Origin of the sequence: Enterobacter sp. 01-M-02-SI-ECC, assembly GCF_047530595.1 — a bacterium.
In the GTDB taxonomy this organism is placed as follows: Bacteria; Pseudomonadota; Gammaproteobacteria; order Enterobacterales; family Enterobacteriaceae; genus Enterobacter; species Enterobacter cloacae_M.
Map to the genome: position 1 here is coordinate 242,539 of NZ_JBLKCZ010000005.1, position 16,153 is coordinate 258,691.

General features: G+C 54.3%; 12 protein-coding genes. All 12 read left to right on the plus strand.

Annotated elements, in window-relative coordinates; translation table 11 throughout:
• Positions 1-2: 2 nt before the first annotated feature.
• The 12 genes from cdsA to ACMWLG_RS10105 all read left to right on the plus strand — a co-directional run bounded on the left by cdsA (position 3) and on the right by ACMWLG_RS10105 (position 16,133).
• On the plus strand, positions 3-860 hold the full coding sequence (gene cdsA / locus ACMWLG_RS10050; protein WP_023310457.1) for a phosphatidate cytidylyltransferase: 858 nt from the start codon (positions 3-5) through the stop codon (positions 858-860).
• Positions 861-871: 11 nt separating this feature from the next.
• Complete coding sequence (gene rseP, locus ACMWLG_RS10055; protein ID WP_045401105.1) at positions 872-2,224, plus strand: sigma E protease regulator RseP; 1,353 nt, start codon at positions 872-874, stop codon at positions 2,222-2,224.
• A gap of 29 nt (positions 2,225-2,253) precedes the next feature.
• On the plus strand, positions 2,254-4,671 hold the full coding sequence (bamA, locus tag ACMWLG_RS10060) for an outer membrane protein assembly factor BamA (protein ID WP_023310459.1): 2,418 nt from the start codon (positions 2,254-2,256) through the stop codon (positions 4,669-4,671).
• Positions 4,672-4,792: 121 nt separating this feature from the next.
• Complete coding sequence (gene skp / locus ACMWLG_RS10065) at positions 4,793-5,287, plus strand: molecular chaperone Skp (protein WP_023310460.1); 495 nt, start codon at positions 4,793-4,795, stop codon at positions 5,285-5,287.
• Between the two features lie 3 nt (positions 5,288-5,290).
• Positions 5,291-6,316: a UDP-3-O-(3-hydroxymyristoyl)glucosamine N-acyltransferase gene (gene lpxD, locus ACMWLG_RS10070; protein WP_045355193.1), complete on the plus strand. Its 1,026-nt coding sequence runs from the start codon at positions 5,291-5,293 to the stop codon at positions 6,314-6,316.
• A 102-nt stretch (positions 6,317-6,418) separates the two neighbouring features.
• Positions 6,419-6,874 carry a 3-hydroxyacyl-ACP dehydratase FabZ gene (gene fabZ / locus ACMWLG_RS10075; protein WP_010426706.1) on the plus strand — a complete coding sequence of 152 codons (456 nt, stop codon included), beginning with the start codon at positions 6,419-6,421 and terminating at the stop codon, positions 6,872-6,874.
• 3 nt (positions 6,875-6,877) lie between these two features.
• Positions 6,878-7,666 carry an acyl-ACP--UDP-N-acetylglucosamine O-acyltransferase gene (gene lpxA, locus ACMWLG_RS10080; protein WP_414762981.1) on the plus strand — a complete coding sequence of 263 codons (789 nt, stop codon included), beginning with the start codon at positions 6,878-6,880 and terminating at the stop codon, positions 7,664-7,666.
• Positions 7,666-8,814, plus strand: a complete 1,149-nt coding sequence (gene lpxB / locus ACMWLG_RS10085) for a lipid-A-disaccharide synthase (protein WP_045619397.1) — start codon at positions 7,666-7,668, stop codon at positions 8,812-8,814. Before lpxA ends, lpxB begins: the two co-directional genes overlap by 1 nt.
• The gene (gene rnhB / locus ACMWLG_RS10090) at positions 8,811-9,407 is read left to right on the plus strand and encodes a ribonuclease HII (RefSeq protein WP_023310464.1); all 597 of its coding nucleotides are present in this window, start codon (positions 8,811-8,813) and stop codon (positions 9,405-9,407) included. The genes lpxB and rnhB overlap by 4 nt, the downstream gene beginning before the upstream one ends.
• A gap of 38 nt (positions 9,408-9,445) precedes the next feature.
• Entirely contained in the window at positions 9,446-12,928 is a 3,483-nt protein-coding gene (gene dnaE / locus ACMWLG_RS10095; RefSeq protein ID WP_045355195.1) for a DNA polymerase III subunit alpha, read from the plus strand.
• A gap of 12 nt (positions 12,929-12,940) precedes the next feature.
• Complete coding sequence (gene accA, locus ACMWLG_RS10100) at positions 12,941-13,900, plus strand: acetyl-CoA carboxylase carboxyl transferase subunit alpha (protein ID WP_023310466.1); 960 nt, start codon at positions 12,941-12,943, stop codon at positions 13,898-13,900.
• 100 nt (positions 13,901-14,000) lie between these two features.
• Positions 14,001-16,133 carry a lysine decarboxylase LdcC gene (locus ACMWLG_RS10105; protein ID WP_045401114.1) on the plus strand — a complete coding sequence of 711 codons (2,133 nt, stop codon included), beginning with the start codon at positions 14,001-14,003 and terminating at the stop codon, positions 16,131-16,133.
• Positions 16,134-16,153: the final 20 nt, after the last annotated feature.

Below are 16,153 nucleotides of genomic sequence, written 5' to 3' on the forward strand. Positions count from 1 at the left end.
TTTTGCTGAAGTATCGCCTGATTTCCGCTTTTGTATTAATACCCATTGTCATAGCGGCGCTGTTTTTACTGCCCCCGGTGGGATTCGCTATTGTCACGCTGGTGGTGTGCATGCTCGCCGCGTGGGAATGGGGACAGTTTAGCGGCTTTACCTCGCGCACTCAGCGAGTATGGCTTGCGGTACTTTGTGGCTTTATCCTGGCCATAATGCTGTTTACGTTGCCTGAATATCACCATGATATTCATCAGCCCCTGGTTGCCGGTTCCTTGTGGATATCGCTGGCCTGGTGGGTTGCCGCGCTGTTGCTGGTTCTTTTTTATCCGGGTTCAGCGGCATTATGGCGTAATTCAAAAGTGCTGCGACTGATTTTTGGCTTGCTCACAATTATTCCTTTTTTCTGGGGTATGGTTGCGCTGCGAGCCTGGCACTACGACGAAAACCACTACAGCGGTGCGATCTGGCTGCTTTATGTGATGATTCTGGTCTGGGGGGCTGACTCCGGGGCCTATATGTTTGGTAAACTGTTTGGCAAACATAAGCTGGCACCGAAGGTTTCTCCGGGCAAAACCTGGCAAGGATTCATCGGCGGCCTGTTTACGGCAGCGATCATCTCCTGGGGCTACGGCGTCTGGGCGAATCTTGAAGTGGCACCGTCAATACTGCTGGTGTGCTCGATTTTTGCTGCGCTTGCCTCCGTGCTCGGTGATTTAACCGAAAGTATGTTTAAGCGTGAAGCAGGGATTAAGGACAGCGGACACCTGATTCCAGGGCATGGCGGTATACTGGATCGCATTGATAGCCTGACAGCGGCTGTTCCAGTGTTTGCGTGTTTGCTTTTACTGGTATTCGGGACGATTTAACGGAAGGTTTTATGCTGAGCATTCTCTGGAATCTGGCGGCGTTCATAGTTGCACTGGGTGTACTGATTACCGTGCATGAATTTGGCCATTTCTGGGTTGCTCGCCGCTGTGGCGTGCGCGTAGAGCGGTTTTCCATCGGCTTTGGGAAATCACTCTGGACGCGCACCGACCGCCACGGCACGGAATTTGTCATCGCCCTTATCCCGCTGGGCGGCTACGTCAAAATGCTCGACGAACGCGTCGAGCCTGTCGCTCCTGAGCTGCGACACAGCGCATTCAACAATAAAACCGTTGGACAACGCGCCGCCATCATTGCTGCCGGACCGGTAGCCAACTTCATCTTTGCGATTGTCGCTTACTGGCTGGTGTTTATCATCGGCGTCCCTGGCGTACGTCCGGTGGTGGGTGAAATTGCCCCCAATTCCATCGCGGCGAGTGCGCAAATTACATCCGGGATGGAACTTAAAGCGATTGATGGCATCGAAACCCCTGATTGGGATGCCGTGCGACTGCAGCTGGTAGCTAAAATTGGCGATCCGCAGACCACCATCAGCGTATCGCCGTTTGGTTCAGATACGCGTCAGGACAAAGTACTCGATTTACGTCACTGGCGTTTCGAGCCAGACAAAGAAGATCCCGTCGCTGCGCTGGGCATTCGTCCACGCGGCGCGCAGATCGAGCCGGTATTAGCCGAAGTACAGGCAAATTCGGCGGCGAGCAAAGCGGGTTTGCAAGCGGGCGACAGGATCGTTAAAGTCGATGGTCAACCATTAACAGAGTGGATGACCTTTGTTACTCTGGTGCGCGATAATCCGGGAACGTCTCTCGCGCTGGAAGTTGAAAGGCAGGGCAGTCCGCTTTCGCTGACGCTGATCCCGGATACGAAGTCGGTCGGCAAAAAGGCAGAAGGGTTCGCAGGCGTTGTGCCGAAAGTGATCCCGCTGCCAGATGAGTACAAGACAATACGCCAGTATGGGCCGTTCAGCGCCATCCTTGAAGCCACGGATAAAACATGGCAACTGATGAAGCTGACGGTCAACATGTTGGGGAAATTGATAACCGGTGATGTGAAACTGAACAACCTCAGTGGGCCAATTTCGATTGCTCAGGGGGCTGGGATGTCAGCGGAATTCGGGGTGATTTACTATCTCATGTTCCTCGCGCTCATTAGCGTGAACCTTGGGATAATCAACCTGTTCCCGCTTCCCGTTTTAGACGGGGGTCATCTGCTGTTTTTGGCGATTGAAAAGCTAAAAGGCGGACCGGTATCCGAGCGAGTTCAAGACTTTAGTTATCGCATTGGCTCGATTTTGCTGGTGCTGTTAATGGGGCTTGCACTTTTCAATGATTTCTCTCGGTTGTAAGAGAGTGTTAGGAAGAACGCATAATAACGATGGCGATGAAAAAGTTGCTCATAGCGTCGCTGCTGTTTAGCAGCGCCACCGTATACGGTGCTGACGGGTTCGTAGTGAAAGACATTCATTTCGAAGGCCTCCAGCGTGTCGCCGTTGGTGCGGCCCTCCTCAGTATGCCTGTACGCCCCGGCGATACGGTTAATGATGATGATATCAGTAACACCATCCGTGCTCTGTTTGCCACCGGCAACTTTGAGGACGTCCGCGTCCTGCGCGATGGTGATACGCTGCTGGTACAGGTAAAAGAACGTCCGACGATCGCCAGTATCACTTTCTCCGGTAACAAGTCGGTGAAAGATGACATGCTCAAGCAGAACCTTGAAGCATCCGGTGTTCGTGTGGGTGAGTCCCTGGACCGCACAACCCTTTCAGACATTGAAAAAGGTCTGGAAGACTTCTACTACAGCGTCGGTAAATACAGTGCCAGCGTGAAAGCGGTTGTCACTCCGCTGCCGCGTAACCGTGTTGACCTGAAGCTGGTCTTCCAGGAAGGTGTTTCTGCGAAGATCCAGCAGATCAACATTGTCGGCAACCACGCGTTCAGCACCGACGAACTGATCTCCACCTTCCAGCTGCGCGATGAAGTGCCATGGTGGAACGTGGTAGGCGATCGCAAATACCAGAAACAAAAACTGGCAGGCGACCTTGAAACTCTGCGCAGCTACTATCTCGATCGTGGCTATGCGCGTTTCAACATCGACTCGACTCAGGTCAGTCTGACTCCGGACAAGAAAGGCATCTACATTACGGTTAACATCACCGAAGGCGAGCAGTACAAGCTTTCTGGTGTTGAAGTGAGTGGTAACCTTGCGGGGCATTCTGCTGAAATCGAATCGCTGACCAAAATTCAGCCGGGCGATCTGTACAGCGGTTCCAAAGTAACCAAAATGGAAGACAGCATTAAGAAGCTGCTCGGCCGCTATGGTTATGCCTATCCGCGCGTACAGACTCAGCCGGAAATCAATGACGCGGATAAAACCGTTAAGCTGCACGTGAATGTGGATGCGGGCAACCGTTTCTACGTGCGTAAGATCCGCTTCGTCGGTAACGACACCTCCAAAGATTCCGTTCTGCGTCGCGAAATGCGTCAGATGGAAGGCGCATGGTTGGGAAGCGACCTCGTTGATCAGGGTAAAGAGCGTCTGAACCGTCTGGGCTATTTTGAAACGGTGGATACCGATACCCAGCGCGTACCGGGCAGCCCGGATCAGGTTGATGTCGTATATAAAGTGAAAGAGCGCAACACCGGTAGCTTTAACTTCGGTGTGGGCTACGGTACTGAAAGCGGCGTCAGCTTCCAGGTCGGCGTGCAGCAGGATAACTGGCTGGGTACGGGTTACTCTGTCGGTATTAACGGCACCAAAAACGACTACCAGACCTACTCTGAGTTCTCTGTGACGAACCCATACTTCACCGTAGACGGTGTGAGCCTGGGCGGTCGTATCTTCTATAACGACTTTAAAGCAGATGACGCGGACCTGTCTTCATACACCAACAAGAGTTACGGTGTAGACGGTACGCTTGGCTTCCCGGTTAACGAATACAACACCCTGCGTGCAGGCTTGGGCTACGTGCATAACGACCTGTCCAACATGCAACCGCAGGTGGCAATGTGGCGTTACCTGGACTCTATTGGTCAGTCGGCAAGTAAGTCCAGTGATAATAACGGTTTCGCTGCGGATGACTTCACCTTTAACTACGGCTGGACCTATAACCGCCTTGACCGTGGTTACTTCCCAACGGAAGGTTCTCGCGTCAACCTGAACGGTAAAGTTACCGTGCCGGGTTCCGATAACGAGTTCTACAAGGTCACGCTGGATACCGCATCCTACTTCCCGATTGATGACGATCATAAGTGGGTAGTCCTGGGTCGTACCCGTTGGGGCTATGGAGATGGTCTGGGTGGCAAAGAAATGCCATTCTACGAAAACTTCTATGCGGGTGGTTCCAGCACCGTTCGTGGCTTCCAGTCCAATAACATTGGTCCGAAAGCGGTCTACTACGGCGGGAACGACAAAGACAACTGTTATAAGTCTTCCTCCTCCGAAGTCTGTAGCTCTGATGATGCGGTGGGCGGTAACGCAATGGCGGTGGCCAGCCTGGAGTTCATCACACCAACGCCGTTTATCAGTGATAAATACGCGAACTCTGTCCGTACGTCCTTCTTCTGGGATGCCGGTACAGTATGGGATACCAACTGGCAGAATACAGCCCAGATGCGTGCGGCAGGCGTTCCAGATTATAGCGATCCGAGCAATATTCGCATGTCTGCCGGTATCGCATTACAATGGATGTCACCGCTGGGGCCGTTGGTCTTCTCTTACGCCCAGCCGTTTAAGAAATATGATGGAGATAAGTCGGAGCAATTCCAGTTTAACATTGGTAAAACCTGGTAATAATCCGCTGCAAAGGAATGCGTTGGCAGTGTAGCGCTGACAACTGGCGATCGGAAAACGGTCGCCTTGCCACGCAAAGAACGGTACCTTCTGGTGCCAATGGGATGGTAAGGAGTTAATTGTGAAAAAGTGGTTATTAGCTGCAGGTCTCGGTTTAGCGATGGCAACTTCTGCTCAGGCAGCAGACAAAATTGCAATCGTCAACATGGGTAATTTGTTCCAGCAGGTTGCACAGAAAACGGGTGTTTCTGCGACTCTGGAAAACGAATTCAAAGGCCGTGCAAGCGAACTGCAGGGTATGGAAAACGATCTTCAGTCCAAAATGCAGCGTCTGCAGCGTGATGGTTCTACCATGAAAGCAAGCGAGCGCAGCAAACTGGAAAAAGACGTAATGGCTCAGCGTCAGACGTTCTCCCAGAAAGCTCAGGCTTTCGAGCAGGATCGTCAGCGTCGTTCTAACGAAGAACGTGGCAAGCTGGTGACTCGCATTCAGACTGCTGTTAAAGCAGTAGCTGCCGATCAGAGCATCGATCTGGTTGTTGATGCGAACGCCGTCGCTTTCAACAGCAAAGATGTTAAAGACATCACCGCTGATGTTCTGAAACAGGTTAAATAAGTAATGCCTTCAATTCGACTGGCTGATTTAGCTCAGCAGTTGGATGCAGAATTACACGGTGATGGCGATCTCGTCATCACCGCTGTTGCGTCCATGCAATCTGCTAAAGCTGGCACGATTACCTTCATGGTAAGCCCTAAGTACCGTGAGCAACTGGCTCAATGCCAGGCGTCAGCTGTTGTTCTGACGCAGGACGATCTTCCATTTGCCACTGTAAGCGCGCTGGTAGTGAAAAACCCCTACCTGACGTATGCACGCATGGCTCAAATTCTTGATACCACGCCGCAGCCGGCCCAGAACATTGCTGCCAGCGCAGCGATTGATCCGACGGCTAAGCTGGGTAACAACGTCGCCGTTGGCGCAAATGCGGTTATCGAATCCGGCGTTGTGCTGGGCGATAACGCCGTCATTGGCCCGGGCTGCTTCGTTGGGAAAAATACGAAAATCGGCGCCGGGACCCGTTTATGGGCCAATGTGTCCGTTTATCATGATGTTGAAATTGGCGAAAATTGCCTTGTCCAGTCCAGCACCGTCATTGGTTCTGATGGCTTTGGTTACGCTAACGATCGCGGTAACTGGGTTAAGATCCCGCAGCTTGGTCGCGTTATTATTGGCGATCGCGTGGAGATCGGCGCCTGTACCACCATTGACCGTGGCGCGCTTGACGACACGATCATTGGCAATGGTGTTATCATCGATAACCAGTGCCAGATTGCGCATAACGTTGTGATTGGCGACAATACCGCGGTTGCGGGTGGCGTCATCATGGCAGGCAGCCTGAAAATTGGCCGTTATTGCATGATTGGCGGCGCGAGCGTGATTAATGGCCATATGGAAATATGCGACAAGGTGACTGTGACGGGAATGGGCATGGTAATGCGTCCTATCACTGAACCTGGCGTGTATTCCTCAGGTATTCCGCTACAACCCAACAAGGTATGGCGTAAAACAGCAGCTCTGGTGATGAACATTGATGATATGAGCAAGCGCCTCAAGTCTCTTGAGCGTAAGATCGATCAACAAGATTAAGCGTCATCCGTTGAACGCTATTTTTCCCGGCCTGTCGGCTTTCTAATAAACCGGCAGGCCGTGTTATTATTGTTATCAGTACATTTTGACAGGAAGAGTATTTTGACTACTGACACTCATACTCTGCATATTGAAGAGATTTTAGAACTTCTGCCGCACCGCTACCCGTTTCTGCTGGTAGACCGTGTGCTGGATTTTGAAGAAGGTCGTTTTCTGCGCGCAGTGAAAAATGTTTCCGTGAACGAGCCGTTCTTCCAGGGGCACTTCCCTGGTAAGCCTATCTTCCCGGGTGTGTTGATTCTGGAAGCGATGGCTCAGGCTACCGGTATTCTGGCGTTTAAAAGCGTCGGCAAACTGGAGCCAGGTGAGCTGTATTACTTCGCGGGTATTGATGAAGCGCGCTTTAAGCGCCCTGTCGTGCCTGGTGATCAGATGATCATGGAAGTCACTTTTGAAAAAACGCGTCGTGGCCTGACTCGCTTCAAAGGCGTAGCGCTGGTTGACGGCAAAGTTGTTTGCGAAGCGACGATGATGTGTGCTCGTAGCCGGGAGTCCTGATACGTGATTGATAAATCCGCCTTTATTCATCCTACCGCTATTGTGGAAACCGGTGCCATCATTGGCGCTAACGTCCACATTGGCCCGTTTTGTATTGTTGGACCCCATGTCGAAATTGGTGAGGGTACAGTACTGAAATCTCACGTTGTCGTGAATGGTCAGGCGACCATTGGCTGCAATAACGAGATCTATCAGTTCGCTTCCATCGGCGAAGTTAACCAGGATCTGAAATATGCTGGTGAGTCGACCCGTCTGGAAATTGGCGATCGTAACCGTATTCGCGAAAGCGTCACTATTCATCGTGGAACAGTACAGGGTGGTGGGTTGACGAAGGTGGGCAGCGATAACCTGTTTATGGTTAATGCGCATATCGCGCACGACTGTACCGTGGGTGACCGCTGTATTCTTGCCAACAACGCAACGCTGGCAGGACACGTATCGGTTGATGACTTCGCAATTATTGGCGGCATGACCGCAGTCCATCAGTTCTGCATCATTGGTGCGCACGTGATGGTAGGCGGATGCTCCGGTGTGGCGCAGGACGTTCCACCGTATGTGATTGCGCAGGGCAACCATGCCACGCCGTTTGGCGTGAACATCGAAGGCCTCAAGCGTCGTGGTTTTAGTCGCGAAGCGATTACTGCCATCCGCAACGCGTACAAACTGCTGTACCGTAGCGGTAAAACGCTGGAAGAGGCGAAGCCGGAAATTGCCGAGCTGGCGAATAAGCACCCGGAAGTGAACGCGTTCATGGAATTCTTTGACCGTTCAACAAGGGGTCTGATTCGTTAATGGTCGACAGTCGTCCGCTTACGATAGCCCTGGTCGCCGGAGAAACCTCCGGCGATATTCTTGGTGCCGGTCTCATCCGCGCGCTTAAGGCGCGTGTACCCAATGCTCGCTTTGTCGGCGTTGCTGGCCCGCTGATGCAGGCCGAAGGCTGTGAAGCCTGGTATGAAATGGAAGAGCTCGCCGTGATGGGCATCGTTGAGGTGCTGGGACGGCTACGCCGTTTGCTGCACATCCGCGCCGATCTCACCCGTCGTTTTACCGAACTCAAACCCGATGTGTTTGTCGGTATCGATGCGCCTGATTTCAACATTACCCTCGAAGGGAATCTGAAAAAGCAGGGTATCAAAACGATTCACTACGTCAGTCCGTCCGTCTGGGCGTGGCGACAGAAACGCGTTTTCAAAATCGGACGGTCCACCAACCTGGTGCTGGCTTTCCTGCCTTTCGAAAAAGCGTTTTACGACAGATTTAATGTTCCGTGCCGTTTTATCGGTCATACCATGGCGGATGCGATGCCATTGGATCCGGATAAAAACGCGGCGCGCGACGCGCTGGGCATCCCGCATGATGTGCACTGTCTGGCACTGCTGCCAGGCAGCCGTGGTGCAGAAGTTGAGATGCTGAGCGCCGATTTCCTCAAAACAGCGCAAATTATTCGCCAGACCTATCCGGATCTTGAAGTGGTTGTTCCGCTGGTAAATGCCAAGCGCCGCGAGCAGTTTGAGCGCATCAAAGCGGAAGTCGCCCCGGATCTTCACGTCCGTCTTCTGGACGGGAAAGGGCGGGAAGCGATGTATGCGAGCGATGCCGCGCTGCTGGCCTCCGGTACGGCGGCGCTGGAATGTATGCTGGCGAAATGCCCTATGGTGGTCGGCTATCGCATGAAGCCGTTCACCTTCTGGCTGGCAAAACGTCTGGTGAAAACGGATTATGTCTCCCTGCCAAACCTGCTTGCCGGGCGCGAGCTGGTGAAAGAGCTGCTGCAGGATGAGTGCCAGCCGCAGGCGCTTGCCGATGCGCTGCTGCCGCTGCTCGCCAACGGCAAGACCAGCCACCAGATGCACGATACCTTCCGCGAACTTCATCAACTGATCCGCTGTAATGCTGATGAGCAAGCGGCTGATGCGGTGCTGGAGCTAGCAAAATGATGGAATTTGTTTATCCTCACACTCGCCTTGTGGCGGGCGTGGACGAAGTGGGTCGCGGCCCGTTGGTCGGGGCAGTGGTGACCGCCGCGGTGATCCTCGATCCGGATCGCCCGATTATCGGGCTGAACGACTCTAAAAAATTGTCAGAAAAGCGCCGTCTGGCGCTGTTTAGTGAGATCCAGGAGAAGGCGCTGGCCTGGAGCCTGGGGCGCGCTGAACCGCATGAAATAGACGAGCTGAATATTTTGCATGCCACGATGCTGGCGATGCAGCGTGCGGTTGCAGGTCTGAAAATTTCCCCGGAATATGTTCTGATTGACGGCAACCGCTGTCCGGCATTGCCCATGCCATCAATGGCGGTCGTTAAAGGCGATAGCCGGGTCGCAGAAATTAGCGCAGCTTCTATCATTGCCAAAGTGACGCGCGACGCCGAAATGGCCGCGCTGGACCTCACTTATCCTCAGTATGGTTTCGCCCAGCATAAGGGGTATCCCACACCTTTCCACCTGGAAAGGCTGGCTGAACATGGCGCAACCGAACATCACCGGCGCAGTTTTGGCCCGGTGAAGCGCGCGCTGGGACGGGTGTCCTGAATCAATACGCAAGCAATTAAGTAACGCGGAATCTGAAGATGGCTGAACCACGTTTCGTACACCTGCGGGTGCATAGCGACTACTCCATGATCGATGGGCTGGCGAAGACCGGGCCGCTGGTAAAAAAGGCGGCCTCCCTTGGTATGCCCGCGCTGGCGATCACCGATTTTACCAACCTGTGTGGCCTGGTGAAGTTCTACGGAACGGCGCACGGCGCGGGGATGAAGCCCATCGTCGGCGCAGATTTTCACGTGCAAAGCGATCTCATCGGCGATGAAATGACGCAAATCTCCGTGCTGGCGATGAACAACACGGGCTATCAAAACCTTACGCTGCTGATCTCAAAAGCCTATCAGCGCGGTTATGGCGCGCTGGGGCCGTGGATCGACCGTGACTGGCTGGCTGAACTGAACGAAGGGCTGCTGCTGATCTCGGGTGGCCGTATGGGTGACGTCGGCAAATGTCTGCTGCGCGGCAATAGCGCGCTAGTGGATCAATGCGTCTCGTTCTATGAAGAATATTTCCCGAATCGTTATTACCTGGAGTTGATCCGTACCGGCCGTCAGGATGAAGAGAGCTATCTTCATGCCGCGGTGGCGCTCGCAGAGGAGCGCGGTTTGCCCGTGGTGGCCACCAACGACGTGCGGTTCCTTGAGGCGGGTGATTTCGACGCGCATGAGATTCGCGTGGCGATCCACGATGGCTTCACGCTCGACGATCCGAAGCGGCCGCGTAATTACTCCGCGCAACAGTACATGCGCAGCGAGGAGGAGATGTGTGAGCTCTTCTCCGATATCCCCGAAGCGCTGGAAAACAGCGTAGAGATTGCCAAGCGCTGCAACGTCACCGTTCGCCTCGGCGAATACTTCCTGCCGCAGTTCCCGACGGGTGACATGACCACGGAAGATTTCCTGGTCGCGAAATCAAAAGAAGGCCTGGAAGAGCGTCTGGAATTCCTGTTCCCGGATGAAGAAGAGCGTAAAAAGCGTCGCCCTGAGTATGACGAACGCCTGGACATTGAACTCCAGGTAATCAACCAGATGGGCTTCCCGGGCTACTTCCTGATCGTTATGGAGTTCATCCAGTGGTCGAAGGATAACGGCGTGCCGGTTGGACCGGGCCGTGGCTCCGGTGCGGGCTCGCTGGTGGCGTACGCGCTGAAAATTACCGACCTCGATCCGCTGGAATTCGACCTGCTGTTCGAACGTTTCCTTAACCCGGAACGTGTCTCTATGCCCGACTTCGACGTCGACTTCTGCATGGAGAAACGCGATCAGGTCATTGAGCACGTGGCCGATATGTACGGCCGTGATGCGGTATCGCAGATTATTACCTTCGGTACGATGGCGGCGAAAGCGGTTATCCGCGACGTGGGACGCGTGCTGGGCCACCCGTACGGGTTTGTCGATCGTATTTCTAAGCTGGTGCCGCCCGATCCGGGCATGACGCTGGCAAAAGCGTTTGAAGCCGAACCTCAGCTGCCGGAAATCTACGAAGCTGACGAAGAGGTCAAAGCGCTGATCGACATGGCGCGCAAGCTGGAAGGCGTCACGCGTAACGCCGGTAAGCATGCGGGGGGCGTGGTTATCGCCCCAACTAAAATTACGGATTTTGCACCGCTTTACTGTGACGAAGCGGGCCAACACCCGGTAACCCAGTTTGACAAGAACGACGTGGAATACGCCGGGCTGGTAAAGTTCGACTTCCTGGGCCTGCGTACGTTGACCATCATCAACTGGGCGCTGGAGATGATTAACGCCCGCCGCGAGAAGAACGGCGAACCGCCGCTGGATATCGCGGCCATCCCGCTGGATGACAAGAAAAGTTTCGATATGCTGCAGCGCTCGGAGACCACCGCCGTCTTCCAGCTTGAATCCCGCGGCATGAAAGATCTGATTAAGCGCCTGCAGCCCGACTGCTTCGAAGATATGATCGCACTGGTTGCCCTGTTCCGTCCGGGCCCGCTGCAGTCAGGGATGGTAGATAACTTTATCGACCGTAAGCACGGTCGCGAAGAGATTTCTTACCCGGACGTTCAGTGGCAGCATGAAAGCCTGAAGCCGGTACTGGAGCCCACCTACGGCATCATCCTGTATCAGGAACAGGTCATGCAGATTGCTCAGGTGCTTTCCGGCTATACGCTCGGCGGCGCGGACATGCTGCGTCGTGCGATGGGTAAGAAAAAGCCGGAAGAGATGGCCAAGCAGCGTTCCATCTTTGAAGACGGGGCGAAGAAAAACGGCGTTGACGGCGAGCTGGCGATGAAAATCTTCGACCTGGTGGAGAAATTCGCCGGGTACGGGTTTAACAAATCCCACTCCGCCGCCTATGCTTTGGTGTCGTATCAAACGCTGTGGCTGAAAGCGCACTATCCTGCTGAATTTATGGCGGCGGTAATGACGGCCGATATGGACAACACCGAGAAGGTGGTTGGCCTGGTGGACGAGTGCTGGCGTATGGGGCTGAAGATCCTGCCGCCGGATATTAACTCAGGGCTCTACCACTTCCACGTCAACGACGACGGAGAGATCGTTTACGGGATCGGCGCGATCAAAGGCGTGGGCGAAGGTCCGATCGAGGCGATCATCGAAGCGCGTAACAACGGCGGGTATTTCCGCGAGCTGTTCGATCTTTGCGCTCGTACCGACACCAAAAAACTGAACCGTCGCGTGCTGGAAAAACTGATCATGTCCGGCGCGTTTGACAGACTCGGGCCGCATCGCGCCGCGCTGATGAATTCCCTCGGCGACGCGCTGAAAGCGGCGGATCAGCATGCAAAAGCGGAAGCCATTGGTCAGGCGGATATGTTCGGGGTGCTGGCGGAAGAGCCAGAGCAGATCGAACAATCTTATTCCAACTGCCAGCCGTGGCCAGAACAGGTCGTACTGGATGGGGAGCGTGAGACGTTAGGCTTGTACCTGACGGGGCACCCGATCAACCAGTACATCAAAGAAATTGAGCGCTATGTCGGCGGCCACAGGCTTAAAGACATGCATCCGACAGAACGTGGTAAAATCACCACGGCTGCGGGGCTCGTGATTGCCGCAAGGGTTATGGTCACCAAGCGCGGCAATCGTATCGGCATCTGTACGCTGGATGACCGTTCCGGGCGTCTGGAGGTGATGTTGTTCACCGACGCGCTGGATAAATACCAGCAATTGCTGGAAAAAGACCGCATACTTATCGTCAGCGGACAGGTCAGCTTTGATGACTTCAGTGGGGGGCTTAAAATGACCGCCCGCGAAGTGATGGACATTGACGAAGCCCGGGAAAAATATGCTCGCGGGCTTGCTATCTCGCTGACGGACAGGCAAATTGATGACCAGCTTTTAAACCGACTCCGTCAGTCTCTGGAACCCCACCGCTCGGGGACAATTCCAGTACATCTCTACTATCAGAGGGCGGATGCACGCGCGCGGTTGCGCTTTGGTGCAACGTGGCGTGTCTCTCCGAGCGATCGTTTACTGAACGATCTCCGTGGCCTCATTGGTTCGGAGCAGGTGGAACTGGAGTTTGACTAATACAGGAATACTATGAGTCTGAATTTCCTTGATTTCGAACAGCCGATTGCTGAGCTGGAAGCGAAAATCGATTCTCTGACAGCGGTAAGCCGTCAGGATGAAAAACTGGATATTAACATCGACGAAGAAGTGCATCGTCTGCGCGAGAAAAGCGTAGAGCTGACGCGCAAAATCTTTGCCGATCTCGGCGCATGGCAGGTGGCCCAGCTGGCCCGCCATCCACAGCGTCCGTACACCCTGGATTATGTCCGCCTGGCGTTTGACGAATTTGACGAACTGGCAGGCGATCGCGCATACGCTGACGATAAAGCTATCGTTGGCGGTATCGCGCGTCTGGACGGACGCCCGGTGATGATCATTGGTCATCAGAAAGGTCGTGAAACCAAAGAGAAAATCCGTCGTAACTTCGGTATGCCAGCACCAGAAGGCTACCGTAAAGCCCTGCGTCTGATGGAGATGGCTGAGCGTTTCAACATGCCAATCATCACCTTCATCGACACCCCGGGTGCATACCCTGGCGTGGGCGCGGAAGAGCGCGGTCAGTCTGAAGCTATCGCGCGCAACCTGCGCGAGATGTCTCGTCTGAAGGTGCCGGTCATCTGTACCGTTATCGGTGAGGGTGGTTCCGGCGGTGCGCTTGCGATTGGCGTGGGCGATAAAGTGAATATGCTGCAGTACAGCACCTATTCCGTTATCTCTCCGGAAGGCTGCGCGTCCATTCTGTGGAAAAGCGCCGACAAAGCGCCGCTGGCCGCGGAAGCAATGGGCATCATTGCGCCACGCCTGAAAGAGCTTAAGCTGATCGACTCCATCATCCCGGAACCACTGGGTGGTGCACATCGTAAGCCGGAAGTGATGGCAGCGTCCCTGAAAGCGCAGCTGCTGGCTGACCTGGCAGACCTGGACGTGCTGAGCAAAGACGATCTGCTCAACCGTCGTTACCAGCGTCTGATGACCTACGGTTACGCGTAAGCTTCACAATTATCTGAAAAGCCGCACACTGTTGCGGCTTTTTTTATACCTGCGGTTTAGCCGGACTATGCTTAGCTAATGTTTTTTAAGGAGGAAGCCCATGAATATCATTGCCGTTATGGGGCCACACGGCGTCTTTTATAAAGATGAGCCGATTAAGGAGCTGGAGCAAGCCCTGCAGTCGCGCGGGTATCAGCTAATCTGGCCGCACAACAGCGCCGATCTGCTGAAGTTCATCGAGCATAACCCGCGTATCTGCGGCGTGATCTTCGACTGGGACGAATATGATCTTGAACTGTGCAGCGATATCAACAGGCTGAACGAATATCTCCCGCTGTACGCCTTTATTAATACCCACTCAACCATGGACGTCAGCGCCAATGATATGCGTATGGCGCTGTGGTTCTTTGAATATTCACTCGGCGTGGCGGAAGACATTGCGACCCGAATTCAGCAATACACGAATGAATATCTCGATAACATCACTCCGCCGTTTACTCGCGCGCTCTTCACCTACGTGAAGGAGGGCAAATATACCTTCTGTACGCCAGGGCATATGGCAGGGACGGCCTATCAAAAAAGCCCGGTGGGCTGCCTGTTCTATGATTTCTTCGGTGGCAACACCCTGAAAGCGGACGTGTCGATTTCAGTCACCGAACTAGGCTCTCTGCTGGATCACACCGGCCCGCATCTGGAAGCCGAAGAGTATATCGCCCGCACCTTTGGCGCCGAACAGAGCTATATGGTGACCAACGGCACTTCGACCTCGAACAAAATCGTCGGGATGTACGCTGCGCCTGCTGGCAGCACCTTGCTGATTGACCGTAACTGCCATAAATCGCTGGCACACCTGCTGATGATGAGCGACGTCGTACCGCTCTGGCTGTCGCCCACGCGTAACGCGCTCGGTATTCTTGGCGGTATTCCGCGCCGGGAGTTCACCCATGACGCCATTGAACGTAAGGTTGCGGCAATTCCTGGCGCAAGCTGGCCTGTCCATGCGGTGATCACCAACTCCACCTACGACGGTCTGCTGTACAACACGAACTGGATCAAACAGACGCTGGACGTGCCGTCGATCCACTTCGATTCCGCATGGGTGCCATACACTAATTTCCATCCTATTTACGCCGGCAAAAGCGGCATGAGCGGTGAACGCGTGCCGGGTAAAGTGTTCTTCGAAACGCAGTCGACCCATAAAATGCTCGCGGCGTTTTCCCAGGCTTCGCTTATTCACATCAAAGGCGAGTACGACGAAGACACGTTCAACGAAGCCTTTATGATGCATACCACCACCTCACCGAGCTATCCGCTGGTAGCCTCCATAGAAACGGCCGCGGCGATGCTGCGCGGCAATCCGGGCAAACGACTCATCAACCGTTCGGTAGAACGCGCGCTGCATTTCCGCAAAGAGGTTCAGCGACTGAAAGATGAAGCCGACGGCTGGTTCTTTGATATCTGGCAGCCGGAAGAGATTGATGAAGCAGAATGCTGGCCCGTCTCGCCCGGAGAAGACTGGCATGGCTTCCGGGATGCCGATAGCGACCATATGTTCCTCGACCCGGTAAAAGTGACGATCCTGACGCCGGGTATGGATGAGCAGGGCAAGATGAGCGATGAAGGTATTCCGGCCGCGCTGGTCGCGAAATTCCTTGATGAACGTGGCGTAGTGGTGGAGAAAACCGGCCCCTATAACCTGCTGTTCCTGTTCAGTATTGGTATCGATAAAACCCGGGCGATGGGGTTGCTGCGCGGCCTGATGGAGTTTAAGCGCGCCTACGATCTCAACCTGCGGGTGAAAAACATGCTGCCGGATCTCTACGCGGAGGATCCTGACTTCTATCGAAATATGCGCATTCAGGATCTGGCCCAGGGGATCCACAGGCTGATCCGTCAGCACGATCTGCCGCGTCTGATGCTTCAGGCGTTCGATGTCTTACCGGAGATGAAGTTTACCCCGCACAAAGCATGGCAGCGCCAGGTGAAAGGGGAGGTCGAAACCGTTGAGCTGGAAAACCTGGTCGGGCGCGTATCGGCTAACATGATCCTGCCATACCCGCCGGGCGTTCCGCTCCTGATGCCGGGAGAGATGATTACCGAAGAGAGTCGGGCCGTGCTCGATTTCCTGCTGATGCTCTGTTCGGTTGGGCGGCACTATCCCGGTTTTGAGACGGATATCCACGGTGCGAAGCGCGATGAGAACGGCGTTTACTGGGTGCGAGTCCTAAAATAAGGGTGACCGCTTGCCAGGTG